12 protein-coding genes, 1 tRNA gene and 1 pseudogene are annotated in these 13801 nt (G+C 72.9%); 5 read left to right on the top strand and 9 right to left on the bottom strand.

What is annotated here, in order from left to right:
* Nucleotides 1–316: 316 nt before the first annotated feature.
* Genes hutH through AB0I42_RS02535 form a run of 6 tightly spaced genes read right to left on the bottom strand, consistent with a single transcriptional unit; the run spans nt 317 to nt 8095 of the window.
* The gene (hutH, locus tag AB0I42_RS02560) at nt 317–1855 is read right to left on the bottom strand and encodes a histidine ammonia-lyase (RefSeq protein ID WP_357533485.1); all 1539 of its coding nucleotides are present in this window, start codon (nt 1853–1855) and stop codon (nt 317–319) included.
* On the bottom strand, nt 1843–3012 hold the full coding sequence (hutI, locus tag AB0I42_RS02555; protein WP_357533483.1) for an imidazolonepropionase: 1170 nt from the start codon (nt 3010–3012) through the stop codon (nt 1843–1845). Before hutI ends, hutH begins: the two co-directional genes overlap by 13 nt.
* Nucleotides 3009–4346, bottom strand: a complete 1338-nt coding sequence (locus AB0I42_RS02550) for a formimidoylglutamate deiminase (protein WP_357534119.1) — start codon at nt 4344–4346, stop codon at nt 3009–3011. Before AB0I42_RS02550 ends, hutI begins: the two co-directional genes overlap by 4 nt.
* Nucleotides 4343–5533 carry an allantoate amidohydrolase gene (locus tag AB0I42_RS02545; protein WP_357533482.1) on the bottom strand — a complete coding sequence of 397 codons (1191 nt, stop codon included), beginning with the start codon at nt 5531–5533 and terminating at the stop codon, nt 4343–4345. The genes AB0I42_RS02550 and AB0I42_RS02545 overlap by 4 nt, the downstream gene beginning before the upstream one ends.
* Nucleotides 5530–7179, bottom strand: coding sequence for a urocanate hydratase (gene hutU / locus AB0I42_RS02540; protein ID WP_357533480.1), 1650 nt, complete (start codon nt 7177–7179; stop codon nt 5530–5532). Before hutU ends, AB0I42_RS02545 begins: the two co-directional genes overlap by 4 nt.
* Nucleotides 7180–7234: 55 nt before the next feature.
* The gene (locus AB0I42_RS02535) at nt 7235–8095 is read right to left on the bottom strand and encodes a MurR/RpiR family transcriptional regulator (protein WP_357533478.1); all 861 of its coding nucleotides are present in this window, start codon (nt 8093–8095) and stop codon (nt 7235–7237) included.
* Nucleotides 8096–8163: 68 nt separating this feature from the next.
* On the opposite strand from AB0I42_RS02535, the gene AB0I42_RS02530 reads away from it, so the two are divergent.
* From AB0I42_RS02530 to AB0I42_RS02510, 5 genes and pseudogenes are all read left to right on the top strand, one after another.
* Nucleotides 8164–8997 (top strand): class I SAM-dependent methyltransferase, encoded by an 834-nt coding sequence (locus AB0I42_RS02530; protein WP_357533476.1) that lies wholly within the window; start codon nt 8164–8166, stop codon nt 8995–8997.
* 45 nt (nt 8998–9042) lie between these two features.
* On the top strand, nt 9043–9864 hold the full coding sequence (locus tag AB0I42_RS02525; RefSeq protein ID WP_357533474.1) for an MOSC N-terminal beta barrel domain-containing protein: 822 nt from the start codon (nt 9043–9045) through the stop codon (nt 9862–9864).
* A 10-nt stretch (nt 9865–9874) separates the two neighbouring features.
* A pseudogene (locus AB0I42_RS02520) lies at nt 9875–10339 on the top strand (expansin EXLX1 family cellulose-binding protein); the annotation flags it as partial.
* Between the two features lie 260 nt (nt 10340–10599).
* Entirely contained in the window at nt 10600–10812 is a 213-nt protein-coding gene (locus AB0I42_RS02515) for a hypothetical protein (protein ID WP_357533472.1), read from the top strand.
* 306 nt (nt 10813–11118) lie between these two features.
* Nucleotides 11119–11958: a MerR family transcriptional regulator gene (locus AB0I42_RS02510; RefSeq protein WP_357533470.1), complete on the top strand. Its 840-nt coding sequence runs from the start codon at nt 11119–11121 to the stop codon at nt 11956–11958.
* Between the two features lie 192 nt (nt 11959–12150).
* Here the strand turns inward: AB0I42_RS02510 and AB0I42_RS02505 are convergent, their stop codons facing one another.
* The 3 genes from AB0I42_RS02505 to AB0I42_RS02495 all read right to left on the bottom strand — a co-directional run bounded on the left by AB0I42_RS02505 (nt 12151) and on the right by AB0I42_RS02495 (nt 13696).
* Entirely contained in the window at nt 12151–12669 is a 519-nt protein-coding gene (locus tag AB0I42_RS02505) for a GNAT family N-acetyltransferase (RefSeq protein ID WP_357533469.1), read from the bottom strand.
* A gap of 62 nt (nt 12670–12731) precedes the next feature.
* Nucleotides 12732–12817 (bottom strand) — tRNA-Leu (locus tag AB0I42_RS02500).
* Entirely contained in the window at nt 12803–13696 is an 894-nt protein-coding gene (locus AB0I42_RS02495) for a helix-turn-helix domain-containing protein (RefSeq protein ID WP_357533468.1), read from the bottom strand. The genes AB0I42_RS02500 and AB0I42_RS02495 overlap by 15 nt, the downstream gene beginning before the upstream one ends.
* Nucleotides 13697–13801: the final 105 nt, after the last annotated feature.

Genomic DNA, 13801 nt, shown 5'->3' with positions numbered 1-13801 from the left:
TGCCGCTCAGCCAGCCGACACGCCGCACGGGTACCGGCGGAACAGCAGACGATCACCCTCGACGCAGATTGCCGCCCCGCCCGTGCCCGCCGCCCTGCCGCCCCGCCCGTGCCCGCCCCAGCCCGCCCCTCCGCGACGATCAAGGAGTTGTCGTGGTGGGAATCGGGGCAGAACGGGCACAGTTAGTCCTTGATCGACGCGGCGCACGCCCGGCGCGCCGCGGTGGCACATGCGACGCGGCACACGCGGCATGGCGACACGCGCGGCGCACGCGCGACGCGGCGCCCGCACGGCCCGACCGGGCCGCCGGGGTGGGTCAGTGCAGGGGGCCGGTCGTCGATTCGATGGTGGTGCGTAGTGCCCTGCCGGACACCGTCGCTCTCGCCTGCTCCAGGACCGGGGCTAGGTAGATGTCCGGGCCGGGTTCGCCCGCGTAGCCGGCGACCGCCGCCACCGCGGCCTGCCCGGCCGGGGACGGGGTCAGCGGCGCCCGCAACTGCAACCCGCGTACGCCGGCCAGCAGTTCCACCGCGAGCAGGCTGGTCAGGTTGTCCAGCACCGTACGCAGTTTGCGGCAGGCGGCCCAGCCCATCGAGACGTGGTCCTCCTGCATGCCGCTGGTCGGCACCGAGTCGACCGATGCCGGACCGGCCAGCCGCCGGTTCTCGGCGACGATTCCGGCGGCGGTGTACTGGGCGATCATCAGCCCGGAGTTGACGCCGGGGTCGGGGGAGAGGAACGCCGGCAGGTCGCGGGAGCGGGTCACGTCGAGCAGCCGGTCGACGCGGCGTTCGGCGATGGCGCCGACCTCGGCGGCGGCGATGGCGAGGAAGTCGGCGGCGAAGCCGAGTGGGGCGCCGTGGAAGTTGCCGGTCGACAGGACCCGCCCGTCGGGGAGTACGACCGGGTTGTCGACGACGCTGACGAGTTCGCGGGCGGCGGTCGTCTCGACGAAGGCGAGGGTGTCGCGGGCGGCGCCGGCGACCTGGGGGGCGCACCGGATCGAGTAGGCGTCCTGCACGGCGTGGGCCAGGTCGTCGCGGTGCGAATCCATGATCGCCGAGCCCTGGAGCAGCCGGTGGATGTTGGCCGCCGACACCGCCTGGCCGGGGTGCGGCCGGATGGCGTGCAGTTCGGGCAGGAACGGCCGGTCGGAGCCGAGCATCGCCTCGGTCGACAGGGCGGCGGTGACGTCGGCCATGGTGAACAGGTGGGCGGCGTCGTCGATGGCGAGCAGCAGCATGCCGAGCATGCCGTCGGTGCCGTTGATCAGCGCCAGCCCTTCCTTGGCCGACAGTTCGACCGGGGTGAGGCCGGCCCGGCGTAGCGCCTCGCCGCCGTCGACGCGCTGCCCGTCGGGGGCGAGTACCCAGCCCTCGCCGAGCAGCACCAGCGCGCAGTGGGCGAGCGGGGCGAGGTCGCCGGACGCGCCGAGTGAGCCGTGTTCCGGCACCCACGGGGTGATGTCGTGGTTGAGCAGGTCGACCAGGGCCTGCGCGACGAGGGGCCGTACGCCGGAGTGGCCGAGTGCCAGCGAGCGGACCCGGAGCAGGATCATCGCCCGGACCACCTCGCGCGACACCGGGGCGCCGATCCCGGCGGCGTGTGAGCGGATCAGCGCGTGTTGCAGTTCGGCCCGCCGTTCGGGCGCGACGAACGTGTTCGCCAGCGCCCCGAATCCGGTGGAGACGCCGTAGACCGGCCGGCCGTCGCGCTCGATCTTGTCCACGATGGATCGACTGGTGGCCATCGCGTCCACGGTGGACGGGGCGAGGGTGACTTTGGCCGTGCCGCGCGCCACGGCGAGCACGTCGGCGGGGGAGACCCCGGTCGGCTGGACGACTACGTCAGGCATTGCGGCACTCCGTTGTGCAGGACTTCGCTGATCAGTGGAACCCCCGGCCGGTAGGCCAGGTGCAGGTGCGACGGCGCGTCGAGGACCGTCAGGTCGGCGCGGGCCCCCGGGCGCAGCATGCCGACGTCGGTGCGGCGCAGCGCCCGCGCCCCGCCGGCCGTCGCCGCCCACACCGCCTCCGCCGGGCTCATCCCCATCTCGCGTACGGCGAGCGCGACGCAGAACGGCATCGACGACGTGTACGACGATCCGGGGTTGCAGTCGGTGGCCAGCGCCACCGTCGCCCCGGCGTCGAGCAGCCGCCGGGCGTCCGGGTACGGCGACCGGGTGGAGAACTCCGCTCCCGGCAGCAGGGTGGCCACGGTCTCGGAGCCGGCGAGCGCGTCGACGTCGGCGTCCGACAGGTGGGTGCAGTGGTCGGCGCTGGCCGCCCCCAGTTCGACCGCCAGCTGCACCCCGGGTCCGGGGCCGAGCTGGTTGGCGTGCAGCCGTACGCCGAGGCCGGCCGCCTGCCCGACGGTCAGGATCGCCCGGGTGTGGTCGGCGTCGAACGCGCCCCGCTCGCAGAACACGTCGATCCAGCGGGCGTACGGCAGCGCCGCCCGCAGCATCGGCCCGCAGACCAGCCCGACGTAGTCGTCGGGGCGGTCGGCGTACTCGGCCGGCACCACGTGCGCGCCGAGGAACGTCGTCTCGTCGGTGACCTCGCGGGCGATCCGCAGGGATCTGGCCTCGTGACGCACACTGAGGCCGTACCCGCTCTTGATCTCGATCGTGGTGGTGCCCTGCCGCAGCGCCTCGCGGCGCAGCCGGTGCACGGTGCCGCGCAGTTCGTCGTCGGAGGCGGCGCGGGTCGCGGACACGGTGGTGCGGATGCCGCCGCCGGTGTAGCGCTCGCCGGTCATCCGGGCCGCGAACTCGGCGGCCCGGTCACCGGCGAAGACCAGGTGGGCGTGGCTGTCGACGAAGCCGGGCAGCACCGCGGCGCCGTCGGCGTCGAGCCGGTGATCGGCGGCGGGCGCGTCGGCGGCCCGGCCGATCCAGGCGATCCGGCCGTCCTCGACCAGGACGGCGGCGTCGCGGACGATGCCGAGCAGGCCCTCGCGGGCCGGGTCGTTGGTGACCAGCTCGCCGATGTCGTCGATCAGCAGGTTCACGCCACATCCTCCCCGTAGGAGACCGCCACCGAACGGGCCAGTTCGGCCGGCACGTCCACGTTCACGTGCCGGCCGTCGCGGACCACCACGACACCGTCGACCAGCACCAGGTCGACGTCGGCGGCGGTCGCCGCGAACAGCGCCCCGACCGGCTCCACCCCGGCCGTACGCACGCTGTCGAGGCGTACGGCGACCAGGTCGGCGCGGGCGCCGACCGCGATCCGGCCGGCGTCGGTCCAGCCGAGCGCCCGGTGGCCGGCGGGGCCGGCGGCCCGCAGCAGCTCCCCGGCGCCGAAGTGCCCGCGCCGCCGCGTCCGCAGCCGCTCGTCCAGCTCCACCGCCCGCGCCTCCTCGAACAGGTCGATGACGGCGTGGCTGTCGCTGCCGAGGCTGAGCGGGCTGCCGGCGTCGGCTATCGCCCGCGCCGGCCCGATCCCGTCGGCGAGGTCGCGTTCGGTCGTCGGGCACAGGCACACCCCGGTCCCGGACCCGCCGAGGGTGGTCAGGTCCGCCCGGGTGATGTGGGTGGCGTGGACCGCCGTCGTGCGCGGCCCGAGCGCGCCCGCGCCGGCGAGCAGCCCGGTCGGCGTGGTGCCGTGGTACGCCAGGCACGCCTCGTTCTCGGCCGGCTGCTCCGACAGGTGCGCGTGCAGCGGTGCGTCGTGCGCCGCCGCCCAGCCGGCGACGTCGCCGAGCTGCGCGGCCGGCACCGCCCGCACCGAGTGGATCGCGGCACCGAGCCGGGCGTGGTCACCGGCCGGCCGGAACGCGTCCACCCGGGCCGCCCAGCCGGCCGCGTCGCCGTCACCGAACCGCAGCTGCGGGCCGGTCAGCGGCTTGCCGTCGACGGTCGCCGTCAGGTAGCAGGTGTCGAGCAGGGTGAGCCGTACGCCGGCCTGCGCCGCCGCCTCGACCAGCGCGGCACCCATCGCGTTCGGGTCGGCGTACGGCCGCCCGTCCGGCGCGTGGTGCAGGTAGTGGAACTCGCCGACACAGGTGATCCCGGCCAGCGCCATCTCCGCGTACGTCGCCCGGGCCAGCGCCAGGTAGGAGTCCGGGTCGAGCCGGGTGGCGACGTCGTACATCCGCTCCCGCCACGTCCAGAACGTGCCGCCCCCGGTGTGCGTACGGCCGCGCAGCGCCCGGTGGAAGGCGTGCGAGTGGGCGTTCGCGAGCCCGGGCAGCACCAGTCCGGCCAGCCGGGTCGCGTCCGGCGGGGCCGGCACGCCGGCGTCGATCGCGGTGAACCGCCCGTCGGTCACCTCGACCAGTACGTCCGGGTCCGGCCCGGGCCGCCCGTCGAGCCAGGCGTACGCGGCGTGCCAGCGGGTCACCGGCATGCCAGCTCCTCGATCACGTCGGCGAGCGCCGCCACCCCGGCGACGCAGTCGTCGTCGGTGGCGTGCTCGGCCGGTGAGTGCGACACCCCGGTCGGGTTGCGGACGAACAGCATCGCCGTCGGCAGGTGTGCGGCCAACACCCCGGCGTCGTGGCCGGCCCCGGTCGGCAGCACCGGCGCCCCGCCGAGCAGTTCGGCGAGCCGCCCGGCGAGCGGCCCGTCGAAGTCGACCACGCCGGTGAACGACTCCCGGGTCACCGCGACCGTGGTGCCGTCGCGGCCGGCCCGGTCGACCGCCTTGCCCCGTACCGCCTCGACCAGACCATCCAGTGCGGCCGGGTCGGCGGCCCGGGCGTCCAGCCAGCCCCGGACCAGTGCCGGGACCGCGTTGGTGGCGTTCGGCTCGACCGCGACCCGGCCCACCGTGGCGTGCGCGCCGCGCAGCCGGGCCTCCTTGTTCGCCGCCAGCACCGTGAACGCGTACGTCAGCATCGGGTCGCGGCGGTCGGCCATCCGGGTCGTACCGGCGTGGTTGGCCTCGCCGTGGAAGTCGAACCGCCACCGGCCGTGCGGCCAGATCGCGCTGGCCACCCCGACCGGCGCGTCCACGTCGACCAGGGCCCGGCCCTGCTCGACGTGCAGTTCGACGAACGTGCCGAACCGGCCCAGCAGCCCCGGCACCGGGCCGGCCGGGGGCCCGCCCAGCGCCTGTCCGAAGGTGATCCCGTCCCGGTCGGTCAGCGCCGCCGCCCGCTCCGGCTCGATCGCCCCGGTCAGCAGCCGCGACCCGAGGCACGGTACCCCGAACCGGGCGCCCTCCTCCTCGGCGAACGCCGCCACGCAGACCGGCCGGGTCGGGGTGACCCCGCGTTCCCGCAGGGCGTCGACGGCCAGCAGCGCGCTGACGATCCCCAGTGGACCGTCGTAGCCGCCGCCGTGCGGCACCGAGTCGAAGTGGCTGCCGGTCAGCACCGCGTCACCGGCGCCGGCCGGCCCCCACCAGGCGAACAGGTTGCCGTTGCCGTCGTCCTCGACCGGCATGTCGCGGTCGGCGGCCTGCCGGCGGAACCAGTCCCGCAGCCACCGCTCCGGCTCGGTGAACGCGTAGCGCAGGTAGCCGCCGCTGACCGGGTCCCGGCCGATCGGGGCGAGTTCGTCCCACAGCTCCCGGAAGCCGGTCACGGGCGGGCCATCGGGATCTGGACGCCGTGCTCCCCGGCGACCTCGGCGGCCAGTTCGTAGCCGGCGTCGACGTGCCGGATCACACCCATCCCCGGGTCGTTGGTCAGCACCCGCTCGATCTTGCGCCCGGCCAGTTCGGTGCCGTCGGCGACGCAGACCTGCCCGGCGTGCAGCGACCGCCCGATACCCACCCCGCCACCGTTGTGGATGGAGACCCAGGAGGCGCCGCTCGCCGTGTTCACCAGGGCGTTCAGCAGCGGCCAGTCGGCGATCGCGTCGGAACCGTCGCGCATCCCCTCGGTCTCCCGGAACGGGCTGGCGACACTGCCACAGTCCAGGTGGTCGCGGCCGATCACCACCGGGGCCGACAGGTCACCGGAGGCCACCATCTCGTTGAACCGCACCCCGGCCTTGTCCCGTTCGCCGTACCCGAGCCAGCAGATCCGGGCCGGCAGCCCCTGGAACGCGACCCGTTCCCCGGCCAGCCGGATCCACCGGGCCAGCGCCTCGTTCTCCGGGAACAGGTCCAGCACCGCCCGGTCGGTGGCCGCGATGTCGGCCGGGTCGCCGGAAAGCGCCGCCCACCGGAACGGCCCCTTGCCCTCGCAGAACAACGGCCGGATGTACGCCGGCACGAACCCCGGGAAGTCGAACGCCCGCTCGTAGCCGTGCAGCTGCGCCTCGCCCCGGATCGAGTTGCCGTAGTCGAACACCTCGGCACCCGCGTCGAGGAAGCCGACCATCGCCTCGACGTGCTTCGCCATCGACGCCCGCGCCCGGGCCGTGAACTCCTCCGGCTTCGCCCGCGCGTAGTCGCCGGCCTCGTCCGGCTCGACCCCCTCCGGCACGTACGACAGCGGGTCGTGGGCACTGGTCTGGTCGGTCACCACGTCGATCTCGACGCCGCGGCGCAGCAGCTCGGGGAAGACCGTCGCCGCGTTGCCGACCACCCCGACCGACAGCGCCCGCCGCCCGGTGCGGGCAGCCGTGGCCAGCGCCACCGCCTCGTCCAGGTCGGCGGCGACCACGTCCAGGTAACGGGTCGCCACCCGGCGGTCCAGCCGGGCCCGGTCGACGTCGACGACCAGGCACGCCCCGCCGTTCATCGTCACGGCGAGGGGCTGCGCCCCACCCATCCCGCCGCAGCCGCCGGTCAGCGTCAACGTGCCGGCCAGCGTGCCGCCGAACCGTTTCGCCGCCACCGCCGCGAACGTCTCGTACGTGCCCTGGAGGATGCCCTGCGTCCCGATGTAGATCCACGAACCGGCGGTCATCTGGCCGTACATGGTCAGGCCCAGGTTCTCCAGCCGGCGGAACTCCGGCCACGTCGACCAGTCACCGACCAGGTTCGAGTTCGCCAGCAGCACCCGCGGCGCCCACTCGTGGGTGCGGAACACCCCGACCGGCCGGCCCGACTGCACCAGCATCGTCTCGTCGTCGTCCAGCTCGGTCAGCGTCCGCACCAGCGCCCGGTAGGACGGCCAGTCCCGGGCCGCCCGGCCCGTCCCGCCGTACACCACCAGGTCGTCGGGGCGCTCGGCCACGTCCGGGTCCAGGTTGTTCATCAGCATCCGCAGCGCGGCCTCCTGCGGCCACCCCTTCGCGGTACGGGTCACCCCGCGCGCCGCGCGAACCGGTCCGTCCATCGGTCTGCCTCCTTCGGGGCGTTTCTCAGGCGTGCTCGGGCGTTCTCAGGCGTGCTCAAGCCACGAACACGTTGCGGCTGGCCGCCGACTGCTCGAACTGCTCCAGGCGACGCTGCGCGTCGGCCGGCGCCACGTCACAGATCGCCTGCAACAGCACCATCGCCATCGTCATCGGCGCGGTGTGCAGGTCGAAGACGAGCTGCGTGCCGACCGCCGCCGGCAGCACCACGTCGGCGTGCTCGGCGACCGGGCTGACCGCCGAGTCGGTGATCGCCACCACCGACAACCCGGCGGCCCGCGCCTCGCGTACCGCCTCGATCGACTCCCGCGGGTAGCGGGGCATCACCATCGCCAGCAGCGCGGTCGCCCCGGCGGCCCGGGCCTGGTCGAGCCGGTCGGCGAGCAGGCTCCCCCCGGAGTCCAAGACTCGTACGTCCGGCAGCACCTTCGCGGCGAAATAGGCGAAGTACGCGGCCAGTGGCGCCGCCGACCGCAGGCCGAGCACCGGCAGCGGCCGGCTGGCCGCCAGCAGCGACCCGGCGACGGTCAGCGGGTCGCGGTCACCGAGCTGTCCGGCGAGCCGGTGCAGGTTGTCGACCTCGTCGTGCACCGCCCGCTGCAACTCGTTGCCGGTCGCCGGGCCGGCGGCCGTCCCGTTCCCGGCACCGGCGAACTCCCGCAGCCGGCGGCGCAGCGCCGGGTAGCCGTCGTAGCCGAGCGCCATCGCGAACCGGGTCACCGACGGCTGGCTCACCCCGGCCAGTTCGGCGACCTCGGCCGCCGACAGGTACGCCGCCGACGCGGTGTGCCGCACCAGGCTGTGCGCGATCCGGCGCTGGGTCGGGGTCAGCCGGACCCCCTGGAACAGGTCGAGCACCCGGTCGGCGGTGGGTCCCTCGGGGCTCTTCCGATTCATGAGGCGAGGATATGCATGAAAATATTCAGAGCGCAACGGTTGCCATGGACTGTGATAGATATTCGGGCGTGACCGGTACAAACCTCCGGCGCCGCATCGCGCGCACCCCGCTCGCACCCGTCGCCGCGTTCCCCAAGAGGCTCCTCCGGGTGGCCCGCCACGACGCCCGCGTCCTCGGCGTCTCCGCCCGCTGGCTGTTCACCTCCCGCGAACACCACAACTACACCTACGACCTGACCCCGCTCAGCCGCGAACACCTCGCCTGGTTCGTCAGCGTCACCTGCGACCTGCCCGTCGCCCAGGTCCGGACCTACCTCGCCGAGATCGAAACCGACGACACCCTGCGCCGGCACATCGAACAAACCACCGCCACCTCCGCCCGGCGCGGCCTCGCCGACCGCCACGTCCGCTACGCCCGCCGCATCGGCTGGTACGCCATCGTCCGCGCCACCCGACCCGCCCACATCGTCGAAACCGGCGTCGACAAAGGGCTCGGCACCTGCGTGCTCGCCGCCGCCCTCCTACGCAACACCGCCGACGGCCACCCCGGCCGGGTCACCTCGCTCGACATCAACCCCGAAGCCGGCTACCTCGCCCAGGCCCGCCCCTGGTCCGACGTCGTCGACCTCGTCATCGGCGACTCCATCGCCAGCATCGGCGCCCTCGACCGCCCCGTCGACCTCTTCCTGCACGACAGCGACCACAGCGTCGCCCACGAACGCCGCGAATTCGAAGCCGTCGAACCCAGACTCGCCCCCGGCGCCCGGCTGCTCACCGACAACGTCACCGTCACCAACGTCCTCGCCGAACACGCCGAACGCACCGGCCGCCGCTTCCTCGCCTACCGGGAGAACCCGGCCCGGCACTGGTTCCCCGGCGACGGCATCGGAATCGCCTGGTAGACCCGGCCCCGCAGCCCGCCGCCCGCCCTGTGGCAGGCTGGCCGGATGCGGCTCGCGTCCCTGCACACCCACCCCGTCAAGGGCTGCCACCGGCTCGACCACGACACCATCCACGTCGAGCCGTGGGGCCTCGCCGGCGACCGCCGCTGGCTCATCGTCGACGAGCACGGCACCGGCGTCACCCAACGCGACACCGCCGCACTCGTACACGTCCGGCCCGCACCACGCCCCGGCGGCGGACTCACCCTGCACGCCACCGGGCGGCCCGCGCTCGACGTACCCGAACCGGCGCCGACCGGCGACGCGCTCGACGTACACATCTTCGTCAACCGCACCCCGGTCGCCGCCACACCCGCCGGCCCGGCCGCCGACGACTGGCTCAGCACCCTGCTCGACCGCAAGGTACGCCTCGTCTGGCTCGCCAACCCCGCCGACCAACCCATCGGCACCGAACTCAGCCGCCCCGAAGACCGGGTCAGCTTCGCCGACCGCTACCCGATGCTGGTCACCAACAGCGCCTCCCTCGACGCCCTCAACAGCCTGCTGCTCGAAGCCGGCGACGCCGAAGCACCGATACCGATGAACCGCTTCCGCGCCAACCTCGTCGTCGGCGACGCCGAACCCTGGGCCGAAGACAACTGGATCGGCCGCCGCCTCCGGTTCGGAAACATCGTCATGCGCGCCGTCAAACCCTGCGCCCGCTGCCTCGTCACCACCATCGACCAGGAAACCGGCGAAAAGGGCCGGCAGCCGCTGCGGCTGCTCGCCCGGCACCGCAACCACGACCAGAAACTGCTCTTCGGCGTCAACCTGATCCCCGACGACACCGGCCCCGTCACCGTCGGCGACCCCGTCGAGGTGATCTGACCCGCTTGCGGTGCCGGCCCCGACTCGGGCAGCATCAGCCGCCGTGAGCGAGCGAACCATAAGGGGCCACCGCCGCGTGCCCCGCCGGCCGTACGCCCGCTGGCTCGCCGCCGGAGGCCTGACCGCCGTCGCCGGCCTCGCCGTCCTCCTGCAGACCGGCGTGCCGGCCGCCTGCGCCGTACCGACCACCGCCCGAAACGGAAAGGCCACCTTCTACGACTCGAACGGCGGCGGTGGCAACTGCTCCCACGTCGGCCCGCCCGCCAACCGCATGTACGTCGCCCTCGGCCCCACCGAATACGACGACGCGGCCGCCTGCGGCAGCTACCTCGACGTGACCGGCCCCAAGGGCAAGGTCCGCGTCATGGTCATGGACCAGTGCCCCGAATGCCCGCCCGGCCACATCGACCTCTCCCGTCAGGCGTTCGCGAAGATCGCCGACCCGGTCCAGGGCATCGTCCCGGTCACCTACCGGCGCGTCGTCGACCCGGTTCTGCCCGGCCCGCTCGCCTTCCGCATCAAGGACGGCGCCTCCAGTGGTGGTTCGCCGTACTCGTCACCAACCACGGCAACCCGCTCAGCAAGGTCGAGGCCAGAGCACCCGGCGGCGGCTGGAAAACCGCCGTACGGCACGACTACAACTACTGGATCATCGAGGGCGGGCTCGGCCCCGGCCCGTACGCGATCCGGGTCACCGACGACCGGGGCCGGCAGGCCGTGGCCGAAGGAATCCGGATGGCGCCCGAACAGACCCAACAGACCAACATCTCCATGTACGGCGCACCGGCCCGCCCCACCACCGCCAGCCCGTCGCGTCCACCGACCCCCACCGCCGAGCCCTCCCCGACGGTCGAGCCCACCCCGACGGCGGTGGCCGCCAGCGAGGACGTACCCGAACCGACGGCGCCCGCCGCCAGCGGCTCAACCACACCGGCCACCTGCCACTGACTCGAACCGCGGTGCCCGGCGCCCCGTCTTTATGTGTCCCAGGGCCACGGGTTGCCAGCCGGGGAGACGGCGGGTCGCTGCCGCGCCCCACAGCGAATCCGCTGTCAATCCCCAGTGGCGGCCACTTGGTGGGGAGGTATGTGGCCGCCAGCGGTCACTCAGCGTTGCCGGGTGCTTCGTCGTTCTTGAGCGGTCCAGGCGGCAGCTAAGGGCCTGGCTCTGGTGGGACCTGGATGGTGTTGTTGCACCTGCCGTAGCGGCATGTGCTGTGGTGGAGGCACCACAGCACGAAAGGCTCGGTCTGCGATGTATCCCTCCGTCACGCCTCCCCGCCAGGTCAAGATCGGTGATGCGGCCGCGTTCGCCGGGACCACCCCGCGTGCCATCCGCCACTACCACGAGATCGGTCTGTTGCCTGAGCCCGAGCGAGGCGTGGACGGCCGCCGCTACGGCTACGAAGACATGATCCGCATTCTGTGGGTCCGCAAGATGGCAGGAGCCGGCATCAGCCTGGACGACATGCGGGCCGCCTTCGACGAATCCCGGCGCATGGAGCAGATCCTGAGCAGGCTGGAGGAAACCCTGGCGGCACGGGAGGCCGAGATCAAACGTCAGCGTGCGGCTGTCCAGCGCCTGCAGGCGGTGGGCAGCCCGCTGGGGCTGCTCTCCGAACTGGTTACGGACCGGCTCGGCCACCTGCCCCCGAGCGTCCTGCGAGCGTCGGATGTGGAAGCCCTGCTGGTCACGGAACGGATCTTCGGGCCGCTGGGCGCCGCCATCCAAGCCAGTGTGTTCATCGTGCTGGCTACCCACCCCGATCTGAGGGCCGAGCAGGACCGTCTCGACGCAGCTGAGGCCGCCCTCGACGACGGCGTCGAGCCCGATGACCCGCGCGTCGAAGAGCTCGCCGTACAGCGATGCGCCCAACAACTGGCCCTGGATCAGGCCATCGAGGCAACGGGGCTGGACAGGGCCGAGGAGAAGCTCTTTGAGATCTACGACGCCGACCTGAAGGGGGAGGAGGACACGCAGATGAGCGCTTTCGAAGCGGTCAACAAGATGCCCTACGGATTCTCTCCCGCTCGGGTGCGCTGCACGGAACTCACGGCACAACTCCTCGCGGAGGCCTACTCCGCACACAGCTGATCGCCTGTGCCTGGCACCGAATCATGGCCCGGCAGTCGGTCACGTCCAGTCGCCGATGACCGGTCGTCTCTTGATCGTTTGCGGTTGGGACACTCGACACGCTGGGCCCTGAACGCCTGAACCGCAGACGATCATGACAGCTGCCGGCGGGACCCGCCGCAGGAAAGCGGCCGGAACAACCGACGCCGAGGCTCAGCGCAGCGACAACCACATCAGAACCTCGTCGCGGTCGTCGTCGGCTGCCACCCGCAACGCGCCCGGCAACCGACCCACCTCCTTGTAACCGCACCGCGCGTAGAACTCCGTCACCCCGGCCCCGTCCCGGACCGTCAGGTGCAGCGCGTCCAACCCCATCTCCCGACCGACCCGCTCCGCCTCCCTGACCAGCGCCGCACCGTAACCGAGGCCCTGCCGGTCCGGGTGCACCATCACCCGCTTCAGGATCCGCCAATGGTCCTTGAGGACGAAGTTGTTGTCGGTCACGAACAGCATCGCGACCAGCCGCCCGCCCTCGAAGCCGGCCAGCAGCCGGTCCCGTCCCTCGTCGACCGCCGCGAACTCGGCGCGTGCCGTCGGCCACACGTCGTCCGGAGTGACCTGCCCCACGAATCCCACCGCGCCGCCGGTGTTGGTCACCGTGCACCACAGGTCGACGATCTCGTCGCGCAGGACGCCGGTCAGCGGGGGGTCGAGTACGAAACGCAGGCCCATGCCCGCAATCCTGCCGCCCCGCACCGACGGACCCGACGTGTCGTCGGCCACGGCCGGGCTGATGGTGCGGGAGAGGGGATTCGAACCCCTACGTCCTTTCGGACAACAGGACCTAAACCTGCCGCGGCTGCCGTTACGCCACTCCCGCCGACGCCAAGAGTCTAGAGCGCCGGGCGGCGACGGTGTTGAGGCCCACCTCGCGCAGGATGCTGGATACCGTGCCGTGGCTGACGGCGCCGGCCGGATCGAGCGCGCGTAACCGGCGGGCGATCGCCTTCGGCCCGTCGCCCGGGTGGGCCAGCGCATGCGCGATGATCCGGTCCCGCTGCGCGACGGTGCGCGAGCGTGGCCCGCCCCGCCTGGTGACCAGCGAGCCGGCTTCGGCCAAGCGCCGTCGGAGCCGGTAGAAGTGGTTGCGGTGGCATCCGATCAGTCGGGCCGCCGCCACGACCGTCAGATCACCGTGATCTACCCGGTCGATGATGTCCCGGACGGCGTCGTCGTCCGGTCGATCGCCGCTGGTGCCGCTGTCCTGGGTCGTGAACTCGACCGATCTGGTGGACGGCCGGCGGTTGCGGCCGGCGTACGTCGATGTCTGGCTGTGGCAGTTGGGGCACAGGAACCGCAGATTGTCCGGCCGGCAGTCCCAGAACTCGCCGTTGACGTGGTCGACGTGCAGGGTCAGCGGGCGGTCGTTCCACACCGATCCGATGCCACACGCCTGGCACTTGAGCGGGACACCGGATTCGACGAGTGCCCGCCGCAGGACCTCGGGATGCGCCCGTCGCCGGTCGGTGGCCCGCAGGACCAGCACCTCCTCGGGACGCAGTCGGCGCGGGGACCGCCGGCCCCGGTTGTGCGCCCGGCCCAGGAAGTGCGAGGTGTCGATGCCCAGGACGTCGATGCGACGCCGTAGGTGTGCGTGGGAGCCGCCGTTGAGCGGGAGGCCGAGGTGCCGCAGCACCCCGGCCATGCTGTGGCTCGCCGCCACCGCCTCCGCGAGTACCTGCTTCGTGTACTTCACCACGTCCCCGACGCTAAGCAGGTTGCCGGAAGTTATGTCCGTAACTCGCCCGAGTTGGCGTAGCTCCACATAGAAAGACCCCGTCGGGGGTTTGATCGAGTTACCACA

Source organism: Polymorphospora sp. NPDC050346, from assembly GCF_040655695.1.
In the GTDB taxonomy this organism is placed as follows: Bacteria; Actinomycetota; Actinomycetes; order Mycobacteriales; family Micromonosporaceae; genus Polymorphospora; species Polymorphospora lycopeni.
This window is presented reverse-complemented; position numbering and strand designations above follow the sequence as displayed.

Bases quoted from the DNA above. Each gene is read 5' to 3' on its own strand.
- AB0I42_RS02535 (WP_357533478.1), bottom strand. From the start codon at position 8,095: ATGAATCGGAAGAGCCCCGAGGGACCCACCGCCGACCGGGTGCTCGAC.
- AB0I42_RS02515 (WP_357533472.1), top strand. From the start codon at position 10,600: ATGGCGCCCGAACAGACCCAACAGACCAACATCTCCATGTACGGCGCA.
- hutH (WP_357533485.1), bottom strand. From the start codon at position 1,855: ATGCCTGACGTAGTCGTCCAGCCGACCGGGGTCTCCCCCGCCGACGTG.
- AB0I42_RS02525 (WP_357533474.1), top strand. From the start codon at position 9,043: ATGCGGCTCGCGTCCCTGCACACCCACCCCGTCAAGGGCTGCCACCGG.
- AB0I42_RS02505 (WP_357533469.1), bottom strand. From the start codon at position 12,669: ATGGGCCTGCGTTTCGTACTCGACCCCCCGCTGACCGGCGTCCTGCGC.
- hutU (WP_357533480.1), bottom strand. From the start codon at position 7,179: ATGGACGGACCGGTTCGCGCGGCGCGCGGGGTGACCCGTACCGCGAAG.
- AB0I42_RS02510 (WP_357533470.1), top strand. From the start codon at position 11,119: ATGTATCCCTCCGTCACGCCTCCCCGCCAGGTCAAGATCGGTGATGCG.